Below are 19634 nucleotides of genomic sequence, written 5' to 3' on the forward strand. Positions count from 1 at the left end.
AATTGGCGCATCGCCGCCAGCCCCACAGATTGAAAAATGAGCCGATTTCCGCCGAATTCAAGGCCTCCGCCACGCTTCGATCCCCGCAAGCCGCAGGCGCTGACGGAGGTGCTCGGGCGCACCAGCGAGTTTCTCGCATTGCGCGCCGGCGTTGAACAGGTGACGGCGCTGCAACGCGATCTGGTGGCGCTGCTGCCCGATTATCTTGGATCCAACGTGGAACCGGGTTTCATTAAAGACGGCGTATTGGCCCTTTTCGCCGGCCATAACGCGCTCGCCGCCCGCCTCCGGCATATCGAGCCGCGTCTTTTAGTGGATTTGCAGCAACGCGGCTGGGCGGTCAATGCGCTGAAGATTCGCGTCCGGCCGCAAGCGATGAAAGATGTCGTGCCGCCCAAACAAGCGCGCATGTCTGCCGCCGGGGCCGACGCGTTGCAAACACTCGCCGAAACGCTTGAGCCGTCGCCGCTTCAGGAAGCGCTCGCTAAAATGGCCGCGCGTCATCACGCGAAAACACAAAAAAAATGAGCGGCGCTCGAAAGCAGCCGCTCATTTCATTCTGACTTGCTAAATACCTTATGCGAACGCCGTTTGAGTATCGAAAGCGAAACCGCGCGGCGCCGCTTGCTTATCCTCGAACGTGACAATTTCATATGCGTCTTCGTGCGCCAGTAACTCACGCAACAACATGTTATTCAATGCGTGACCGCCTTTATACGCGGCATACGACGCCAGCAGAGGATGACCAATGACATACAAATCGCCAATCGCATCCAGCATCTTGTGCTTCACAAACTCGTCTTCGTAACGCAAACCGTCGTTATTCAGAATGCGGTATTCGTCCAGCACGATGGCGTTATCCATACTGCCGCCCCGTGCCAAGCCGAGTTCACGCATCATTTCCACTTCATGCGCAAAACCAAACGTCCGTGCCCGGGCAATATCCCGGACATAGGACGTATTCGCAAAATCCACTTCAAGCGCCTGTCCGGTTTTATCGACAGCCGGATGGCGGAAATCAATGGTGAATTTCAGTTTGAAGCCGAAATACGGCTCAAGGCGCGCGAATTTATCGCCGTCGCGGATTTCAACCGGCTTCGTCACCTTGATAAATTTCTTTGCCGCGTTCTGCTCTTCAATACCCGCCGATTGAATCAGAAACACGAACGAAGCAGCGCTGCCATCCATAATCGGAATTTCTTCAGCCGTGACATCGACATACAGATTGTCGATACCCAGTCCCGCACATGCCGACATCAAATGTTCGATAGTCGAAACGCGCGCGCCGTCCTTCTGCAAGACCGAAGCCAGGCGCGTGTCGCCGATAGCCATGGCCGACACGGGAATGTCCACCGCCACAGGCAGGTCGATACGCGCAAAGACAATACCGGTATTGGCCGGCGCGGGCCGAAGCGTCAAATCCACCTTACGACCCGAATGCAGGCCGATCCCGACGGTTTTGACGATGGTTTTAATGGTTCGCTGCTTCAACATAATTTTTTTCGCTTCGATTGTGACTCTCGATTGAGAGAATCAATCGTGAATTTGTATTCAATAGCGCGAAGTATACTCCAATCGCCTCGCGTCGTCCCGGGAGGAGCCTTGCAACTTGTTTCTCCAGGTTACCGGGTAATGGCAGCACATCGGGTGCTGTGCCACGCGAAAGCGAGGAGGGTCGGGCCGATGACCGGAATGGAGGCATTCCCGGACATCGGCACCGCGTTACGGCTTTGTTGCGACTTTGTTGCGGCATATTTCAAGAGGCCGTCCAAACGTCATTTTATGTCGCACGAATGCAACATATCGTCTGGCTTAAGGCCCTGAAATGAGCGCGACATCAGCTCAACATTGCTTCAAACATCAGCCCAACGTCGCCAGTACGCTCTCAGCGCTACTAACTTCAAACTTGCCGGGTGCTTCGAGATTCAGCGTCTTGACCACGCTGTCCTCGACCACCATTGCGTAACGCTGGGAGCGAATTCCCATGCCACGCTCCGACAAATCCTGCTCCAGGCCGAGTGCTCGGGTAAAACGTGCGCTGCCGTCGGCGATCATCTTCACCTTGCCCGAGGTTTGAAGATCGCGTCCCCACGCGTTCATCACGAACGCGTCGTTGACGGAGACACACCAGATTTCATCGATACCCGCCGCAGCCAGCTTCTCTGCGTTGTCGATAAAACCTGGCACGTGCCTGGCGGAACAGGTGGGCGTGAACGCGCCCGGCAATCCGAAGATCACCACGCGCTTGCCCGCCGTCCGCTCGCGCACCGAGAAACCGTTCGGTCCCACGGCGCAGCCCTCCGTCGCCACATCGATAAATTCGAAGAGGCGTTCGTCGGGCAGCGTTTCACCTGTCTTGATCATGGATCGGCCTTTCACTGAGTCAGTGCTGGTCACGCCAGCGATTTGCATCTTGATTCATCACATCAGAAGCTCGTTCCGCCGCCGCTTAACGTATCGATCTCATCCCAATATAGACGATGATGAACGCAATCGAGGCGGTCACTCGGCCACAGTCCAGCGTCCAGAAGACGCGGCCTGAGAACGAGGCAGAACAATCGTCGCCTGAGACTTTTGCCAACGGGCGCTTAAATAAAACAACTAAAACCAGCCGCCCCGGCAAGCATCATCAGTCTGCCTGCTTGCGCAAGAACGCCGGAATGTCGTACGTATCGACGCCCTTTTCCTGCAGCGCCTGCACGTGCGAAGCCGCTGTTTCACGCGTCTGACGCCACACAGCCGGCGCTTCCAGCGCGCCGTAATCCGTACCGTTCGATTGCTGCGGCGCGTAGCTGTGCTGTGCGTGCGCGAACGCTACGTTGTCCGTGCCTGTTTTCAGCAGGGTCATCGGTGCAGCTTGTTGCTTCTTCGCTGCACGGCCAAGGCCCGTTGCCACCACGGTCACGCGCAAGGCGTCGCCCATGGCGTCGTCATACACGGCGCCGAAGATCACGGTCGCGTCTTCTGCTGCATACGACTTGATCGTGTTCATCACTTCACGCGTTTCCGACAGGCGCAGCGAACGGCTCGACGTAATGTTCACCAGCACGCCACGTGCCCCTGACAGGTCCACGCCTTCCAGCAGCGGACTTGCCACGGCTTGTTCAGCAGCCAGGCGCGCACGATCGACACCGGCGACCGTCGCCGTGCCCATCATTGCCTTGCCTTGCTCGCCCATCACCGTCTTCACGTCTTCGAAGTCGACGTTCACCAGCCCGTCGACGTTGATGATTTCCGCGATGCCGGCAACAGCGTTGTTCAACACGTCATCAGCGCACTGGAAGCACTTGTCCATCTCAGCGTCATCGCCCATCACCTCGAACAGCTTGTCGTTGAGAACGACGATCAGCGAGTCGACGTGATCCTCCAGTTGCTGCGATCCCGCTTCAGCCACGCGCATGCGGCGGCCGCCTTCAAACTCGAACGGCTTGCTGACCACACCTACGGTCAAAATACCCATTTCCTTGGCGATCTGAGCCACGACTGGCGCGGCTCCCGTACCCGTGCCGCCACCCATGCCTGCGGTGATGAACACCATGTGCGCGCCGCGCAATGCATCGGCAATACGCTCACGCGCATCTTCCGCTGCGGCCTTGCCCATGTCCGGCTTCGCACCCGCTCCCAGACCCGTGTTGCCCAACTGGATCACCTGGGTAGCACGCGAACGCGCGAGCGCCTGCGCATCCGTATTCATCACGATGAAGTCCACGCCCTGGACCCCGCGGTTGATCATGTGCTGCACCGCGTTTCCGCCTGCACCACCAACACCAACGACCTTGATGATCGTTCCGTTGGTTTCCGTTTCCAGCATTTCGAAATCCATATTGCCTCCGTCAAGAATGAAAATCGGCGTTATTCGGCAAGAGATCGGGCAACCTCTTGTCGCGCGCCAGCCGCCGGCACCAGCGCGAATTCTTTGTGTTCAAAAATTTCCCAGGAACCAATCTTTCATGCGTCCCAAAACCTGTCCCATCGAGCCGGACTGAACAGCAACCTTGCGGCCGCGCATGCGTTGCGAACGGCCTTCGACGAGCAAACCCATCGCGGTGGAATAACGCGGATTGCGAACCACGTCCGCCAGACCGCCCGCATATTCGGGCACGCCGATACGCACCGGCTTCAGGAAGATGTCTTCGCCGAGTTCGACCATGCCGGGCATCATCGATGCACCGCCGGTCAGCACCACGCCGCTGCTCAGCAATTCTTCGTAGCCCGATTCGCGCACGACCTGCTGCACGAGCGAGAACAGTTCTTCAACGCGCGGTTCGACAACAGCGGCCAGCGCTTGACGTGACAATGTGCGCGGACCGCGCTCGCCGAGTCCCGGCACTTCGATCATTTCGTCCGGATCAGCCAGCGCCTGTTTCGCGATCCCGTAGCTCACCTTGATATCTTCGGCATCGGGCGTTGGCGTACGCAAAGCCATGGCCACGTCGCTCGTGATCTGATCGCCGGCGATCGGAATCACCGCCGTATGACGGATCGCGCCTTCGCTGAAGATCGCGATGTCAGTCGTACCGCCACCGATATCGACGAGCACCACGCCGAGTTCCTTCTCGTCCTCAGTCAGCACAGCCAGCGACGAAGCCAGCGGCTGCAAGATCAAGTCGTTCACTTCGAGCCCGCATCGACGCACGCACTTCACGATGTTCTGCGCCGCGCTCACCGCGCCCGTCACGATATGCACCTTCACTTCCAGCCGGATGCCGCTCATGCCGATCGGCTCGCGCACATCTTCCTGCCCATCGATGATGAATTCCTGCGTCAGGATATGCAGCACCTGCTGATCGGTCGGGATGTTGATCGCCTTGGCCGTTTCGATCACGCGCGCCACGTCGGTCTGCGTGACTTCCTTGTCCTTGATGGCAACCATGCCGCTCGAATTGAAGCTGCGAATGTGACTGCCGGCGATACCGGTGAATACATTCGTGATCTTGCAATCGGCCATCAGTTCGGCTTCTTCGAGCGCGCGCTGGATCGACTGGACCGTGGCTTCAATATTCACCACCACGCCCTTCTTCAATCCCTTCGAGTCGCTTTGCCCGAGCCCGATCACCTCGTAGTGGCCTTCGCCTTTCAACTCGGCGACGATCGCCACCACCTTCGACGTCCCGATGTCGAGGGCGACCAGCAAGTCTTTGTAGTCTTTGCTCATAGGGTGCTCATTGCCTGTGATGTCTGCTTACTTCTTCGCTTTGTCGGTGTCGCTGATGAAGCGCATGCCGGCGGCCTTGATTGCAAAGCCGTTCGGATAGCGCAAATCCGCGTACTCGATGTCATTTCCCCACCGCCCCGTCACCGCCGACCACGCCGCCACGAACCGTCGGCTGCGATCAAACAACGTGTCCTGATTGCGCTCGCGCCCCAATTCGATCTGCGTCCCGTTCGAAAGCTTCACTGTCCACGCATATCGCGGCGACAAGATGACTTCTTCCGGATGCGCGTCGAGCGGTGCAAACCACTTCGTGAAGTCGTGATAGCGCGCCACCACTTCTTTCGCCGATCCATCCGGCCCTTCGAACGCGGGCAGGTCGTCATCGAGCTCGCCCTGGTTCGCCGTGAACAGATCGCCGTCCACGCTCACCAGTTGATCCGTACCCCACGTGCCAAGCGGCTTGAATTCTTCAAGCGTGACCGCCAGCGCATTCGGCCACACGCGCCGCACGCTCGCGTGGCGTACCCACGGCATCTGTTCGAACGCGGTGCGTGCTGCGTCGAGATCGACAGTGAAGTAGTTGCCCTTCAAGTGCCCCACCACGCTCGCGCGCACGGTCGGCGAATTGATGTGCAACGTGTCGCCGTCAATCTGGATCTCGCGCAGGCGGAACTCCGGCCGCTGGATCGCCCAGTAACCGGCGGCCGCCAGCAGCACGAACACGAGCAATACGTGCAGTGCGTTGGCCGTGAGGTTCAGTTGGCGAGCGTTATTCCACATGTCTTTTTACGTCTAATCCTGCAATGTCAACGACAACACCTTCACCACCAGGTCCTTGTAGCTAATCCCGACTGCACGCGCCGCTTTCGGTGGCAGCGAGTGGTCCGTCATGCCCGGCGCGGTGTTCACTTCCAGGAAGTACGGATTGCCGTCACCGTCCATCATGAAATCGGCACGGCCCCAGTCAGTGCAGCCCAGCACATCGAACGCGCGGCGCGAAAGTACCTTCATGCGCGCTTCGTCGGCGGGCGTGAGGCCGCAGGGAATCGGGTACTGCGTGTCGTCCGCGATGTACTTCGCGTTGTAGTCGTAGAACTCGCCGGCCGGCACGATCTTGATGATGGGCAAATCCAGGTCACCCGCGATACAGCACGTGTATTCACCGCCGCCTTCAATGCTTTTCTCGACCAGCACGATCTTGTCGAACTTGGCCGCTTCGATCAGCGCCGGCACCAGCGTTTCGGCGCTCTTCACCTTGATCACGGCAACGCTCGATCCTTCGCTCGCCGGTTTCACGAACAGCGGCAAACCGAGCTTCGCAATACTCTTCTGCGCCGCCGCTTCGTAGTCATCGCCGCGCATCACGACTTCGAACGGCGGCGTGGGTACGCCGGTTTGCTGCCAAACAAGCTTCGTGCGGAATTTATCGAGGCCGAGCGCCGAACCGAGCACGCCGCTGCCCGTGTACTTGATGCCGTAAAAGTCGAGCGCGCCCTGCAACTGGCCGTTCTCGCCATATCCGCCATGCAACGCGATGAACACGCGCGCAAACCCTTCGGACTTCAACTCGGCCAGCGGCCGTTCCGCCGGATCGAACGGATGCGCGTCGATGCCTGCATCGCGTAATCCCTGCAGCACGAGACGTCCCGAATTCAGCGATACCTCGCGCTCAGCGGTTTCCCCGCCGAGCAGCACGGCCACTTTGCCAAACACCTTGGGGTCGATTGCGTTACTCGTCATTTCAAAACCTTTGAATCCTGAACCTGCGTCGTCAGCCGAGCGCATACGCCGCCGATAGAACCGGCGCCCATCGTGATCACTACGTCGCCATTGCGTGCCAGCGTGGCAATCGCGTCCGGCATCTCATCCACCGTTTCGACAAACACCGGCTCCACTTTTCCCGCCACACGAATCGCACGCGCTAACGCGCGGCCATCGGCGGCGACGATCGGCGCTTCGCCTGCTGCGTAGACGTCGGTGAGCACCAGGGCGTCGACGGTCGATAACACCCGCACGAAGTCTTCGAAGCAATCGCGCGTGCGCGTGTATCGATGCGGCTGGAACGCCAGCACGAGACGACGGCCAGGAAATGCGCCGCGCGCCGCCGCGACCGTCGCGGCCATCTCGACCGGGTGATGACCGTAGTCGTCAATCAGCGTGTAGGCCCCGCCTTCGGACGCTTTCACCTTCACTTCGCCGTAGCGCTGAAAACGCCGCCCTACGCCCGTAAATTCCTGCAGTGCCCTCTGGATATCGGCATCGGAGACTTCAAGTTCAGTCGCAATCGCAATAGCAGCCAGCGCGTTCTGCACGTTGTGCGTGCCCGGCAAATTCAACACGATGTCCAACGGCGTCGCGTCTTCACGCAGCGTCGTGAAATGCATCTTGCCGTCACGCGCTTCCACGTTCACCGCGCGCACTTGCGCTTCGGCGCCCAGGCCGTATCGGATGATCGGCTTCGACACGAACGGCAGGATTTCCCGCACGTTCGGATCGTCCACGCACAGCACCGCAATGCCGTAAAACGGCAGCCGATGCGTGAATTCGATAAACGCCTGCTTCAGCCGCGCGAAGTCATGGCCGTAGGTGTCCATGTGATCGGCATCGATGTTCGTGATGACTTCGATCACCGGGAACAGGTTCAGGAACGACGCATCCGATTCATCGGCTTCAGCCACGATGAAATCGCCCGTCCCCAGTCGCGCATTCGCGCCCGCGCTGATCAAACGACCGCCGATCACGAAAGTTGGATCAAGCCCGCCCGCGGCCAGCACGCTTGCCACCAGCGACGTGGTCGTGGTCTTGCCGTGCGTGCCGGCAATCGCGATGCCCTGCTTCAGGCGCATCAGCTCCGCGAGCATCACGGCGCGCGGCACGATCGGAATCCGGCGATGGCGCGCGGCCAGCACTTCGGGGTTATCGGAGCGCACGGCGGTGGACACGACCACGGCATTCGCGCCGTCGATGTTCTCTTCCCGATGCCCGATCGCCACGCGAGCACCCAGCGTGGAGAGGCGATCGGTCACGCCGTTGCTCGTCAGATCCGAGCCGCTGACCTGATAGCCGAGGTTGAGCAACACCTCTGCAATGCCGCTCATCCCCGCGCCGCCGATGCCGACAAAGTGAATGTGTTTGACGATATGTTTCATGGCTGGATTTCCTTCGGCGCTTGTATCAGCGCGCTCAAGCCGGCTACATCGGCGCAGACCCGGCCGACGCGTTCAGCCGCGTCGGGTTTCGCCAGGGCGCGAGCTTTCACGGCCATCGAGGCCAGCGTCTCGCGAGTCTGTTCACGCAACCAGCCAGCGAGCTTTTCCGCCGACAAATCGCGCTGTTGTATTAAGTGGGCCGCGCCCGCATTAGCGAGGAACGCGGCGTTGGTGGTCTGGTGGTCATCGACGGCGAAGGGGAATGGTACGAACAACGCCGCCACGCCAACCGCCGCGATCTCCGATACGGTCATCGCGCCCGAGCGGCAGATCACGAGATCCGCTGCGGCATAGGCGCTCGCCATGTCGTCGATAAACGGCACCAGTTGAACATGGTCATCCGCCGATAAACCCGCTGCCGCATAGTTCGCTTTCAACGCATCAATATGCTTCGCGCCCGCTTGATGCACGACGCGCGGACGCATCGCGGGGTCGAGCAATGCGAGCGCTTTCGGTACGGTTTCATTCAAAGCGGCTGCACCCAGACTTCCCCCGACGACCAGAACGTTAAGGCGCGCATCAGCATCTACATTCCGCGCGGCGTAGCGTTCTTTGGGTGGCAATGCTTCGCTAAGTTCCGCACGAATTGGATTTCCGGTCCATTCAGCATTCGGCAGCGCATTCGGGAACGCGACCAGCACGCGTTTGGCCACATGCGCGAGGACCTTGTTCGCCAGTCCCGCGATTGAATTCTGTTCGTGGAGCACGAGCGGCGTGCCGCTCAGCTTCGACATCAAACCCGCCGGAAACGTGATGTATCCGCCCATGCCGAGCACCACATCCGGCTTCACCTTACGCAGCGCGTGCAGGCTTTGCGAGCATGCGCGCAGCAGGTTCACCGGCAGCATCAGCTTCGTCTTGATGCCCTTGCCGCGCACACCGCCGAAGCGCACGTACTCCATCGCGATACCGTGCTTCGGCACAAGCGTCGCTTCCATGCCCGACGCATTGCCGAGCCACACGACACGCCAGCCGCGCGCCTGCATCCAGTGAGCGACCGCGAGCCCCGGGAACACGTGTCCCCCGGTGCCGCCGGCCATCACCATCAGCGTGCCTGCGCGCGGCGACGTCGAAACCGTCATACCTTGCCTCCGCGCATGAGCACCCGGTTTTCGTAGTCCACGCGCATGAGTACCGCCAGTGCGACGCAATTCAGCAAGATGCCCGAACCGCCATAGCTCACCAGCGGCAACGTGAGACCTTTGGTCGGCAACAAGCCGAGGTTCACGCCCATGTTGATGAAGGTTTGCGCCCCGAACCACAGGCCAATGCCCTTCGCCATCAAACCGGCAAACGTGCGGTCGAGCGCGAGCGCCTGACGGCCGATTTCGAACGCGCGCCGAACGATCCAGTAGAACAGCAGGATCACGATCAGCACGCCGACGAAACCCAGTTCCTCGCCGATCACCGCGAGGATGAAGTCGGTGTGCGCTTCCGGCAGATAGTTAAGCTTCTCGACACTGCCGCCCAATCCCACGCCGAACCATTCGCCGCGACCGAACGCGATCAGCGAGTGCGTCAGCTGGTATGCCTTGCCTTGTGCATAGCGGTCGTCCCACGGATCGAGGTAAGCGAAGATCCGTTCACGACGCCACGGCGATGCCCACACCAGCAACGCGAATGTGCCAACGGCCGTTGCAACCAGGCCGCCGAACAGCTTGGCGTTCACGCCGCCGAGGAACAGCACGCCCATGGCGATGACCGCGATCACCATGAACGCGCCCATGTCCGGCTCGAGCAGCAGCAACGCGCCGACGAAACCCACCGCGACGGCCATCGGCAAAAAGCCACGGCCGATGCTGTTCATGAACTCCTGCTTGCGCACCGTGTAGTTGGCCGCGTAGATGGTCACGGCGAGCTTCATGATTTCCGACGGCTGCATGTTCGTGATGCCGAGCGGAATCCAGCGGCGCGCCCCGTTCACACCCTTGCCGATGTGCGGAATCAGCACGATCACCAGCAGGAACAGCGAGAACAGGAAGAACTTCGCCGCGTACTTGTCCCACGTGGACACCGGAATCTTGAACGCGATAATCGAGGCCACGACGGCCGTTGCTATCGATACAAGATGGCGCACCAGGAAGAAATAGTCGTGGTACTGCGCATATTTCGGCGAATCCGGCATGGCGATGGAAGCTGAATACACCATCACGATACCGAGCCCGAGCAACGCGATCGTCACCCACAGCAGCGAGTAGTCATAGTCAAGCATGCGCGAACGGATAGGCGTCACGCCGTTGACCGCGCTCGAAATGCCGCTCGTGCGCTCGGCCACGCGCGCACCGAGGCCGCCAAGCCCGCCCGCGCCGCCCGTGCGGTCCGTACGCGAGGTGCGGCCGCCGAGCGTGGCGCTGTCGTTGGCAACGGCGTTGCGTTGACCGGTCAGTTTCGAGCCAAAACGTTCGGACCAGCTCATAGCATCACTCCCCGATCTGCCGCAATGTCCGCCACCGCTTGCCGGAATACGTCCGCGCGATGTCCGTAGTTTTTAAACATGTCGAAGCTGGCGCACGCGGGCGACAGCAATACCGCGTCGCCAGGCTGGGCCAGAAGCGCTGCCGCTTGCGTGGCGGCTTCGAGCGTTGCGTGGTCGTGCATGGGTACGTCCGTGTCCGCCAGCGCCTCACGAATGCGCGGGGCATCGCGGCCAATCAGCATCACCGCCCGGCACCAACGCGCGACGGGCGCCGCGAGCGGCGAAAAATCCTGGCCCTTGCCGTCGCCGCCAGCGATCAGCAGCGTCTTTTGCGCCAGGCCATCGAGCGCCGCGACGGTCGCGCCGACGTTCGTGCCTTTGCTGTCATCGACGAAATCAATGCCTTCTATTTGCGCGATCACTTCCACGCGATGCGGCTCGCCGTGATATTCACGCAAGCCATGCAGCAGCGAAGCGAGCGGCAAATCGATCGCCCTTGCGAGCGCCAAACCAGCCAGCGCATTCGCTGCGTTATGCAGACCGCGAACGCGCAGTGCATCGACGGGCATCAGGCGTTTCGAATACACATTCGGCTCAGCGGCGACATCGCTTTTACGCCGACGCGTGGGCGCGGGTTCATCGCTGAGGTCGCGGTCATTGCCTTGCGCCAGCCACGCAATACCGTTCTCGCGCAGCAGGCCGTAATCGCCGAGACGCTTCGGCTCGTTCAGGCCGAACGTGACTACCAGCGCGGGATTTCCCGATCCCAGCGCCATGGTCCGCGCGTCATCGCGATTCAACACGCGCACGGTCTTTTCGCCAAAGATGCGGCCCTTCGCTGCAGCGTAAGCGTCAAGGCCGCCATGCCAGTCCAGATGATCCTGCGTAATGTTGAGCACAGCAGCAGCGTCCGGCGCGAACGAGTGTGCCGTCTCAAGCTGAAAACTCGACAACTCCAGCACCCAGACATCGGGCAGCGCGGTGTTGTCGATTGCTTCACTTAACTTGTCCAGCATCGCCGGGCTGATGTTTCCCGCCACCGCCACGGTCTTGCCGGCACGTTCACACAACAGCCCAGTCAGCGCGGTCGTCGTGGTCTTGCCGTTGGTGCCCGTAATCGCAATCACCTTCGGCGCATAGCCGTTCGCGCCAAGCGACTTCAACGCTCGCGCGAACAATTCCAGCTCGCCCCACACAGGGACGCCGCGTTCCCGCGCGGCGTCGAGGAGCGGCCTCAAATCATCAGCCAGAGGCGACAGTCCCGGGCTGATTGCAACAATTTCGATACCGCCATCGAGCAGCGCCGGCGTGAATTCACCGCCGACAAACTCCGCATCGATGCCATGCACAGCGAGCTCCGACAGGTTCGGCGGCGTGGCGCGGGTATCGGCCACGCGCAGACGGCACCCGTGACGCGCGCACCAACGCGTCATCGCGAGGCCGGATTCACCGAGCCCCAGCACAAGCACCATCGGACTTTGCCGATCGAAGAACTTCTCGCCAAACATCGCTTTACCTTTTTCCTGGCCAACTAAAAATCAACGCAACTTCAGCGTCGACAAACCGAACAGACACAACATCAGCGTGATGATCCAGAAGCGCACGACCACCTGCGTTTCCTTCCATCCCGACAACTCGAAATGGTGATGCAGCGGCGCCATCTTGAAGATGCGCCGCCCTTCGCCGAAGCGTTTTTTCGTGTACTTGAAATAGCTCACCTGCATCATCACGGACACCGTTTCCGCGACGAACACGCCGCCCATGATGAACAACACGACTTCCTGCCGCACGATCACGGCGATGGTCCCGAGCGCGCCGCCTAGCGCGAGTGCGCCGACATCGCCCATGAAGACTTGCGCGGGGTGCGTGTTGTACCAGAGAAACGCGAGCCCCGCGCCCCCCATTGCAGAACAAAAGATCAATAACTCGCCGGCCCCGGGAATGTGCGGGAACAACAAGTACTTCGAGTACACCGAGCTACCCATCACATAAGCAAACGCGCCCAGCGATGCGCCCACCAGCACGACCGGCATGATGACGAGACCGTCGAGGCCATCGGTGAGATTCACCGCGTTGCTCGAACCGACGATCACCAGGTACGTCATCGCGATGAAACCCCACGTGCCGAGCGGATAGCTGATCGATTTGAGGAACGGCAGCATCAGGTCGGCGCGGGCGGGCAAACCCATCGACAAGCCGCTTCGCACCCACGCCATGAACAGGTCGAACACACGCGCGTTGTTCGCTTCGGACACGCTGAACGCGAGATACACGGCGGCGAACAAACCGATCACCGATTGCCAGAAATACTTTTCCCGCGACGACATTCCGCGCGGGTCTTTATGCACGACCTTGCGGTAGTCATCGACCCAGCCGATCACGCCGTAACCAAACGTGACGAGCATCACGATCCACACGAAGCGATTGGTCAGGTCAGCCCAGAGCAAGGTGGAAAACGCGATGCCCAACAGGATCAGCACGCCACCCATGGTCGGCGTGCCGGACTTCACCAAATGCGTTTGCGGGCCGTTCGTACGCACGGCCTGACCCACTTTCAGCGACGTCAATTTTCTAATCACCCACGGACCGCAAACGAGGCCGACGAACAACGCCGTGATCGTCGCGCCGACTGCGCGGAACGTGAGGTAGGTAAACACGCGCAGAAAACTGGCGTCATTCTGAAGCCATTGCGCGAGTGCGAGTAGCATGCTGGTCCTTCTTCTTCAGTGCGCAGCGGGCGTTTTGCCCGCTGCGGGTTGGTGTGGACTCGTCACGGCGTCCACCACGCGTTCCATCTGCATGAAGCGCGAGCCTTTCACGAGAAACGTGGCGTCGGGTCCGAAGCCGGCGCCGGTGAGTGCCGCAATGAGCGAGGTGATATCGGTGAAATGCTGTCCTGTCGGGCCGAACGCTTTGCTTGAATCGATGCTGGCGTCGCCAAGTGCATAAAGCACATCGATACCCCGTTGCGCCGCGTAAGCACCCACTTCGCGATGAAACGCCGGGCCCTGGTCGCCGACTTCGCCCATGTCGCCCATCACCAGCACGCGCGGCGATGGTTGCGATGCAAGCACGTCGATAGCCGCGCGCATGGAGTCGGGATTCGAGTTGTACGTATCGTCGATAACAGTCGCGCCTTCGATCGGCTTGAGCATCGCGCGCTTCACTTGCAGGCGGCCCTTTACCGGTTTAAACGCTTCGAGCCCGCGCTTGACGGCATCGAGTGAAACGCTCGCGGCAAGAGCGGCAGCCGTAGCTGCCAATGCGTTGCGCGCGTTGTGTTCGCCCAGTACTTGCAACGCGACTTCGAGCGAACCTTGCGGCGTGTTGATCTCAAGCTTCGCGCCAACCAGCTTGCCGGTCACCGCCGCTTCGCTTTGCGACGCGTCCGTATGCAACGCGAAATCCAGAATCGGATTGCCCGTCGCGGCGACGCGCCAGATGCTGGCGTATTTATCGTCGGCGGGGAAAACAGCCGTGCCGTTGGCGGCCAGCGCGTGAATCACCGACGCATGTTCCAGCGCGACCGCTTCCACCGTCGCCATGAATTCCTGATGCTCGCGTTGCGCGTTGTTGACGACCGCGACCGTCGGCGCGGCGATCTTGCCGAGCGTTTCGGTTTCGCCCGGATGATTCATGCCGAGCTCGATGACCGCCAGCTTGTGCGTCTCGTTCAGGCGAAACAACGTCAACGGCAAGCCGATGTCGTTATTGAAATTGCCCGCCGTCGCGAGCCGCGCGCTTTCGCCCACGGCCGCCGCGAGGATCGACGCGATCATTTCCTTGACCGTCGTCTTGCCATTGCTGCCGGTGACGGCAATCAGCGGAATCGTGAAGCGCTTGCGCCAGCCGTGGGCCAATGCGCCGAGCGCCACGCGTGTGTCCTTGACCTTGATCGCGGGCACAGTGAAATTGGCCGGCGCGTGCGTGACCAACGCCGCCGCAATGCCGCGCTGCGCCACTTGCGGCAGGAACGTGTGGGCATCGAAACGATCGCCCTTGATCGCGATGAACAGATCACCCGGACCCGCCGTGCGGCTATCGGTTGATACCCGGTCGAACGCGACGTTTTCATCGCCGATAACGACCGCACCCGGAATCTGCAACGCGGCGTCGCGTAGCGTGAAGAGCGTCATTCGCCACCTCCGCGTGCTTGCGTGGCGCGAGCGGCAAGCGCCAGACGTGCATGATCCTGATCGGAGAAAGCGCGCTTTTTTCCCATGATTTCCTGCGTGGCTTCGTGACCCTTGCCGGCCAGCACGACCACGTCCTCGCGCGCCGCGGTGCGGATCGCCTGAAGGATCGCGCTCGCGCGGTCTTCTATGCGGCGCGCTTTCGACGCGTCCTGAAAGCCCGCCGCAACCTGATCGATGATCGCAAGCGGATCTTCGCCGCGGGGGTTGTCGCTGGTAATCACGACGTGATCCGCATTCTTCTCGGCAATGGCGCCCATCAGCGGCCGCTTGGTCGCATCCCGATCGCCGCCGCAACCGAACATGCAGATCAGTTGACCGCCGCGTGCTTCGGCGATTGGCCGCAGCGCTGCCAGCGTTTTTTCGAGCGCGTCCGGCGTATGCGCATAGTCGATCACCACCAGCGGCTCATCGTTCTGCAAACGGCCGCCGAGACGTTGCATCCGTCCATTCACCGGCTCGAGTTTCGCGATCTGCGCAAGCGCGGCGTCGAGCGGAATCTGCGCCGCCAGCAGCGCGCCCAGCACGCCGAGCAGGTTGCTCACGTTGAACTCGCCGAGCGTCGCGACTTCCACGTCCGCGTCGCCCCAGTCGGAACTCAGGTGGAACGCCGTGCCGGTTGCAGTTGCGCGCACGCGGCTGGCAAGCAGCAATGCGTCGGCTTTGACTTCGGCTCCGGCGCCGTTTTCGATGCCGTACGCAATCGTTCGCGTCCTGCCGTGACACGATGCAATCAAACGCTGACCAGCCGGATCGTCGCGATTGATGACAGCGGCTTTCAAAGCCGGCCACGCGAACAGCTTCGCCTTCGCCGCTTCGTACGCGGCGAACGTGCCGTGATAGTCCAGATGATCCTGCGTGAGATTCGTGAAAATGGCGATGTCGAACTTCGTGCCATTCACGCGGCCCTGATGCAGCGCATGCGACGACACTTCCATGGCCACGGCCTTCGCGCCGCCGGTCTTGAATTGGGCAAACGTACGTTGCAGTTGTGGCGCGTCCGGCGTCGTGAAACCGGAATGCACGAGCTTACCCGGCATGCCGCTGCCGAGCGTGCCGACCACCGCGCACGGCCTGCCCAACGCCGACAGCGCCGTTGCAAGCCAATGGCTGCACGACGTCTTGCCGTTCGTGCCGGTCACGCCCGCAACCAGCATGGAATCGGTGGGGTCGCCGTACCACGCCGATGCAATCGGCCCGGCCAGTTCATTCAGCGCCTTCACCGCCAAGGCACGTGACACGTCTGGCTTGCCGGTGAAATTCTCCGGCTGATACAGCACGGCAGCGGCGCCCTTTTCGAATGCAGTATCAATAAAAGGACGGCTATCCGCGCCATCCACGGCGTAGGCAAAAAACACGTCACCGGGTTTCAGCGAACGCGAGTCGGCATGCAATTGCGCGCCGGCGTCCACGTACGCCCGCAACCACTCAACCGCTTTCGCGATCTGCGCCTGCTGCTTGACCAAATCCAGGCCGCTCATCGGACGACTCCCGGGTGATTCTTCGAGTTCGTCGATACCTTCAGCTTCTTCGGCGGATTCGTGTTCGTATTCGTCCCGTCCGGCTTCTTGATGTCGGTGGCGGGCGTGCTGGAGGCGGGGTCATCGGACACCACCATCTGCTTCACCGCCATGTCCGGCGGTACGTTCAACGAACGCAGCGTGTCCCCGACGATTGCCGAGAACACCGGCCCCGACACCTGGCCGCCAAAGTGGCTGCCGGCCGTCGGTTCATCGACCGAAACCGCCACCACGATGCGCGGATCAGGCATGGGTCCCATGCCGACAAACGATGCGCGATACCGAGATTTATCGTAGCCACGTCCTGCGTGCTTGTACGCCGTACCCGACTTACCCCCCACGCGATACCCCGGCACGGCCGCATCCGGCGACGTGCCGCCCTTCGCCGTCACCATTTCGAGCATGGCGCGCACTTCACGCGCGGTGGTCGGCGCAAACACTTGCGGCCCCGTCACGGGCGCGTCGCCCGGCGTCCGGAAAATGGATACCGGCAGCACTTGCCCGTCATGCGCGATGGCCGTGTACGCGCGCGCCAACTGGAACAGCGACGCCGACAGGCCATAGCCATACGACATGGTCGCCTGTTCGATCCGGCGCCAGCTTTTCCAGGGCCGCAGCCGGCCCGACACCGCGCCCGGGAAGCCCACTTTCGGCGCCTGCCCGAGCCCGATGCTCGTATACATGTTCCACATCTCTTCAGGCTTCAACTGCATCGCGATCTTGGTCGCGCCAATGTTGCTCGACTTCTGGATCACGCCGCCCACGGTCAGCACGCCGAACCCCGAGTCGTCGGTAATTCGCGCACCGTCGAGCACGAACGAACCGTTGCCGGTATCCACCAGCGTATTCGGCGTGACCCGATGCAGATCGAGCGCCAGCGAAATGGTGAACGGCTTCATGATCGAGCCCGGCTCGAACGTGTCCGTCATGATCCGGTTACGCAATTGCTCGCCGGTCATGCGCGAGCGGTCGTTCGGGTTATAGGTTGGATAATTGACAAGCGCGAGCACCTCGCCCGTCTTCACGTCGATCACGATCGCCGCACCCGCCTTCGCCTTGAACTTCTCCACGGCGGCTTTCAGGTTCGTGTACGCGATGTACTGGATCTTGCTGTCAATGGACAACTCCACGTCCTCGCCGTCATGCGGCACGACTTGCTCGTCCACATCCTCGACGATATGCCCCATCCGGTCCTTGATCACCCGACGCATGCCCGGCGTACCGGCGAGAATGCCCTGATCGCCCAGTTCGACGCCTTCCTGACCCTTGTCTTCAATATTAGTAAAGCCGATCAGATGCGCCGTGATCTCGCCTTCCGGATAGAAGCGCTTGTATTCACCACGCGAATAAATCCCGGGAATATCAAGGGCCGTAACTTTCTGCGCGACCTCGATCGACACCTGGCGCTTCACATAGACAAAGGTCTTGTCCATGGAGAGCTTCGCGCGCAATTCCTTCGGCGACATATCGAGCAGTGTGGCGAGCTCGCCGAGCTTGTCGGCGCCGAGATCATCGGGAACGGCTTCGGGGATCGCCCAGATCGCCTTCACCGGCAAACTGGTCGCGAGCACGAGGCCGTTGCGGTCCTTGATCTGGCCGCGCGTGGCCGGCATTTCGAGCGTGCGCTGATAACGGCTTTCACCCTGCTTCTTGAAGAACGCGTTGCCCGGACCCTGGATCCAGAACGCACGCCCCGCGAGCGCGACGAACGCCATGAACAGCATGAACACGACGAGCTTCGAGCGCCACATGGGGAGGCGCACCGAGAGAATGGGATTGGGCGTGAAGGCGACGCCCTTGTTTTTCTTTGGCGACGGTTTCATCGTTTCACCCCGCGTGCGGGAGGAGCCGACGCCGGAACGGGCGCAGGCAACGGCGCGTCCGTGGCCTTCGACGTCGCCGGGTCATAGTTCAGGTATTGCGTACGGCCCGTGGTGACGGGCAGCATTTTCAGGGACGTAGTAGCCAACTGCTCGATGCGCGAAGTTTTCGACAACGCGCTCTGCTGATATTGAAGCTGCGAAAAATCCTGCTGCAACTGGCGCTCTTCCGACTGCGCCCGCTGCACATTGATAAAAATCTGCCTTTGCTTGTTCGAGGCGTTCACCGCGGACAGCGCGCAACCGAGCACAACGATCAGCAGGAAGATGTTGAGACGGTTCATGGCGCCGCCTGCCCGCTAGGCTGCTCAGTAATACGTTCGGCAATCCGCATGACAGCGGAGCGCGCGCGCGGGTTCGCCGCGACTTCCGCGTCAGACGCAAACACACGGCCAATCAGCTTGAGTGGCGGACTGGGGAGGTCGACGGCACGAATCGGCAGGCGGCGGTCGATCACAGGCCCGCTTGCGTGGGCCTGCATGAAACGTTTGACGATCCGGTCCTCGAGCGAATGAAAGCTGATCACGACGAGGCGCCCCCCTTGCTCCAACAACGCCAATGCTGCGTCCAGAACTACTTGCAGCTCCGCAAGCTCTTGATTGATGTGAATCCGTATAGCCTGAAAGGTGCGGGTTGCCGGATCCTTACCCTTCTCACGGGTTTTGACGACATGACCCACGATTTGGGCAAGCTCGCCCGTGGTGACGAGAGGCCCAAGACGGTCGGACTCTGCCCGGCGAGCAACAAGCGCCTTTGCAATCTGAAAAGCAAACCGTTCTTCCCCATAATCTTTAATCACCTCCGTCAGTTCCTGCACCGTTGCCCGTGCCAGCCATTCCGCGGCGGATTCGCCACGGCTCGGGTCCATCCGCATGTCGAGCGGGCCGTCGGCCCTGAAGCTGAAGCCGCGATCCGGATCGTCCACTTGCGGCGACGACACCCCCAGATCCAGCAACACGCCCGACACTTTCCCTACTCCTCGCTCGGCAGCGGCATCGGCTAACGAGGCGAAACTCTCATGCACAATGGAAAATCTTGAATCCTGAATCTGCGCCGCTGTAGCAATAGCCAACGGGTCTTTGTCGAAGGCAATGAGCCGGGCGCCTTCCGCCAGCTTCGTCAGGATCAGACGGCTATGGCCGCCCCGCCCAAACGTGCCATCTATATAAGTACCGTCAACACGCGTGACGAGCCCATCTACCGCCTCATCCAGCAGCACCGTGCGATGCTGCAATTCATTTTTCATCGCAGGGGCCATGTT

General features: G+C 61.0%; 17 protein-coding genes. 1 reads left to right on the forward strand and 16 read right to left on the reverse strand.

Annotated elements, in window-relative coordinates:
- Positions 1-36 precede the first annotated feature (36 nt).
- Complete coding sequence (locus HB376_RS30090; protein WP_213767324.1) at positions 37-528, forward strand: DciA family protein; 492 nt, start codon at positions 37-39, stop codon at positions 526-528.
- 48 nt (positions 529-576) lie between these two features.
- Here HB376_RS30090 and lpxC read toward each other — a convergent pair whose 3' ends face one another.
- The 16 genes from lpxC to rsmH form a co-directional block, all read right to left on the reverse strand.
- A complete protein-coding gene (lpxC, locus tag HB376_RS30095; protein ID WP_213767325.1) occupies positions 577-1494 on the reverse strand; it encodes a UDP-3-O-acyl-N-acetylglucosamine deacetylase in 918 nt (305 codons plus the stop codon).
- 366 nt (positions 1495-1860) lie between these two features.
- Complete coding sequence (locus tag HB376_RS30100; RefSeq protein ID WP_165092595.1) at positions 1861-2364, reverse strand: peroxiredoxin; 504 nt, start codon at positions 2362-2364, stop codon at positions 1861-1863.
- Positions 2365-2629: 265 nt separating this feature from the next.
- A complete protein-coding gene (gene ftsZ / locus HB376_RS30105) occupies positions 2630-3823 on the reverse strand; it encodes a cell division protein FtsZ (protein WP_213767326.1) in 1194 nt (397 codons plus the stop codon).
- A 99-nt stretch (positions 3824-3922) separates the two neighbouring features.
- On the reverse strand, positions 3923-5155 hold the full coding sequence (ftsA, locus tag HB376_RS30110) for a cell division protein FtsA (RefSeq protein WP_031360698.1): 1233 nt from the start codon (positions 5153-5155) through the stop codon (positions 3923-3925).
- 27 nt (positions 5156-5182) lie between these two features.
- A complete protein-coding gene (locus HB376_RS30115; RefSeq protein ID WP_213767327.1) occupies positions 5183-5935 on the reverse strand; it encodes a cell division protein FtsQ/DivIB in 753 nt (250 codons plus the stop codon).
- Between the two features lie 12 nt (positions 5936-5947).
- Positions 5948-6895, reverse strand: a complete 948-nt coding sequence (locus HB376_RS30120) for a D-alanine--D-alanine ligase (RefSeq protein WP_213767328.1) — start codon at positions 6893-6895, stop codon at positions 5948-5950.
- Positions 6892-8304 (reverse strand): UDP-N-acetylmuramate--L-alanine ligase, encoded by a 1413-nt coding sequence (murC, locus tag HB376_RS30125; protein ID WP_213767329.1) that lies wholly within the window; start codon positions 8302-8304, stop codon positions 6892-6894. The genes HB376_RS30120 and murC overlap by 4 nt, the downstream gene beginning before the upstream one ends.
- Entirely contained in the window at positions 8301-9446 is a 1146-nt protein-coding gene (gene murG / locus HB376_RS30130; protein WP_213767330.1) for an undecaprenyldiphospho-muramoylpentapeptide beta-N-acetylglucosaminyltransferase, read from the reverse strand. The genes murC and murG overlap by 4 nt, the downstream gene beginning before the upstream one ends.
- The gene (ftsW, locus tag HB376_RS30135) at positions 9443-10780 is read right to left on the reverse strand and encodes a putative lipid II flippase FtsW (protein WP_213767331.1); all 1338 of its coding nucleotides are present in this window, start codon (positions 10778-10780) and stop codon (positions 9443-9445) included. The genes murG and ftsW overlap by 4 nt, the downstream gene beginning before the upstream one ends.
- The gene (gene murD, locus HB376_RS30140; RefSeq protein WP_213767332.1) at positions 10777-12288 is read right to left on the reverse strand and encodes a UDP-N-acetylmuramoyl-L-alanine--D-glutamate ligase; all 1512 of its coding nucleotides are present in this window, start codon (positions 12286-12288) and stop codon (positions 10777-10779) included. Before murD ends, ftsW begins: the two co-directional genes overlap by 4 nt.
- Before the next feature lie 30 nt (positions 12289-12318).
- A complete protein-coding gene (gene mraY / locus HB376_RS30145) occupies positions 12319-13488 on the reverse strand; it encodes a phospho-N-acetylmuramoyl-pentapeptide-transferase (protein WP_089162472.1) in 1170 nt (389 codons plus the stop codon).
- A gap of 15 nt (positions 13489-13503) precedes the next feature.
- Positions 13504-14916, reverse strand: a complete 1413-nt coding sequence (gene murF, locus HB376_RS30150) for a UDP-N-acetylmuramoyl-tripeptide--D-alanyl-D-alanine ligase (RefSeq protein WP_213767333.1) — start codon at positions 14914-14916, stop codon at positions 13504-13506.
- The gene (locus tag HB376_RS30155; protein WP_213767334.1) at positions 14913-16454 is read right to left on the reverse strand and encodes a UDP-N-acetylmuramoyl-L-alanyl-D-glutamate--2,6-diaminopimelate ligase; all 1542 of its coding nucleotides are present in this window, start codon (positions 16452-16454) and stop codon (positions 14913-14915) included. The genes murF and HB376_RS30155 overlap by 4 nt, the downstream gene beginning before the upstream one ends.
- A complete protein-coding gene (locus HB376_RS30160) occupies positions 16451-18316 on the reverse strand; it encodes a penicillin-binding protein 2 (protein WP_213767335.1) in 1866 nt (621 codons plus the stop codon). The genes HB376_RS30155 and HB376_RS30160 overlap by 4 nt, the downstream gene beginning before the upstream one ends.
- Positions 18313-18657 carry a cell division protein FtsL gene (gene ftsL / locus HB376_RS30165; RefSeq protein WP_213767336.1) on the reverse strand — a complete coding sequence of 115 codons (345 nt, stop codon included), beginning with the start codon at positions 18655-18657 and terminating at the stop codon, positions 18313-18315. Before ftsL ends, HB376_RS30160 begins: the two co-directional genes overlap by 4 nt.
- Positions 18654-19619, reverse strand: coding sequence for a 16S rRNA (cytosine(1402)-N(4))-methyltransferase RsmH (rsmH, locus tag HB376_RS30170; RefSeq protein ID WP_213767337.1), 966 nt, complete (start codon positions 19617-19619; stop codon positions 18654-18656). The genes ftsL and rsmH overlap by 4 nt, the downstream gene beginning before the upstream one ends.
- Positions 19620-19634 lie beyond the last annotated feature (15 nt).

Source organism: Caballeronia sp. dw_19, assembly GCF_018449515.1.
GTDB lineage: Bacteria > Pseudomonadota > Gammaproteobacteria > Burkholderiales > Burkholderiaceae > Caballeronia.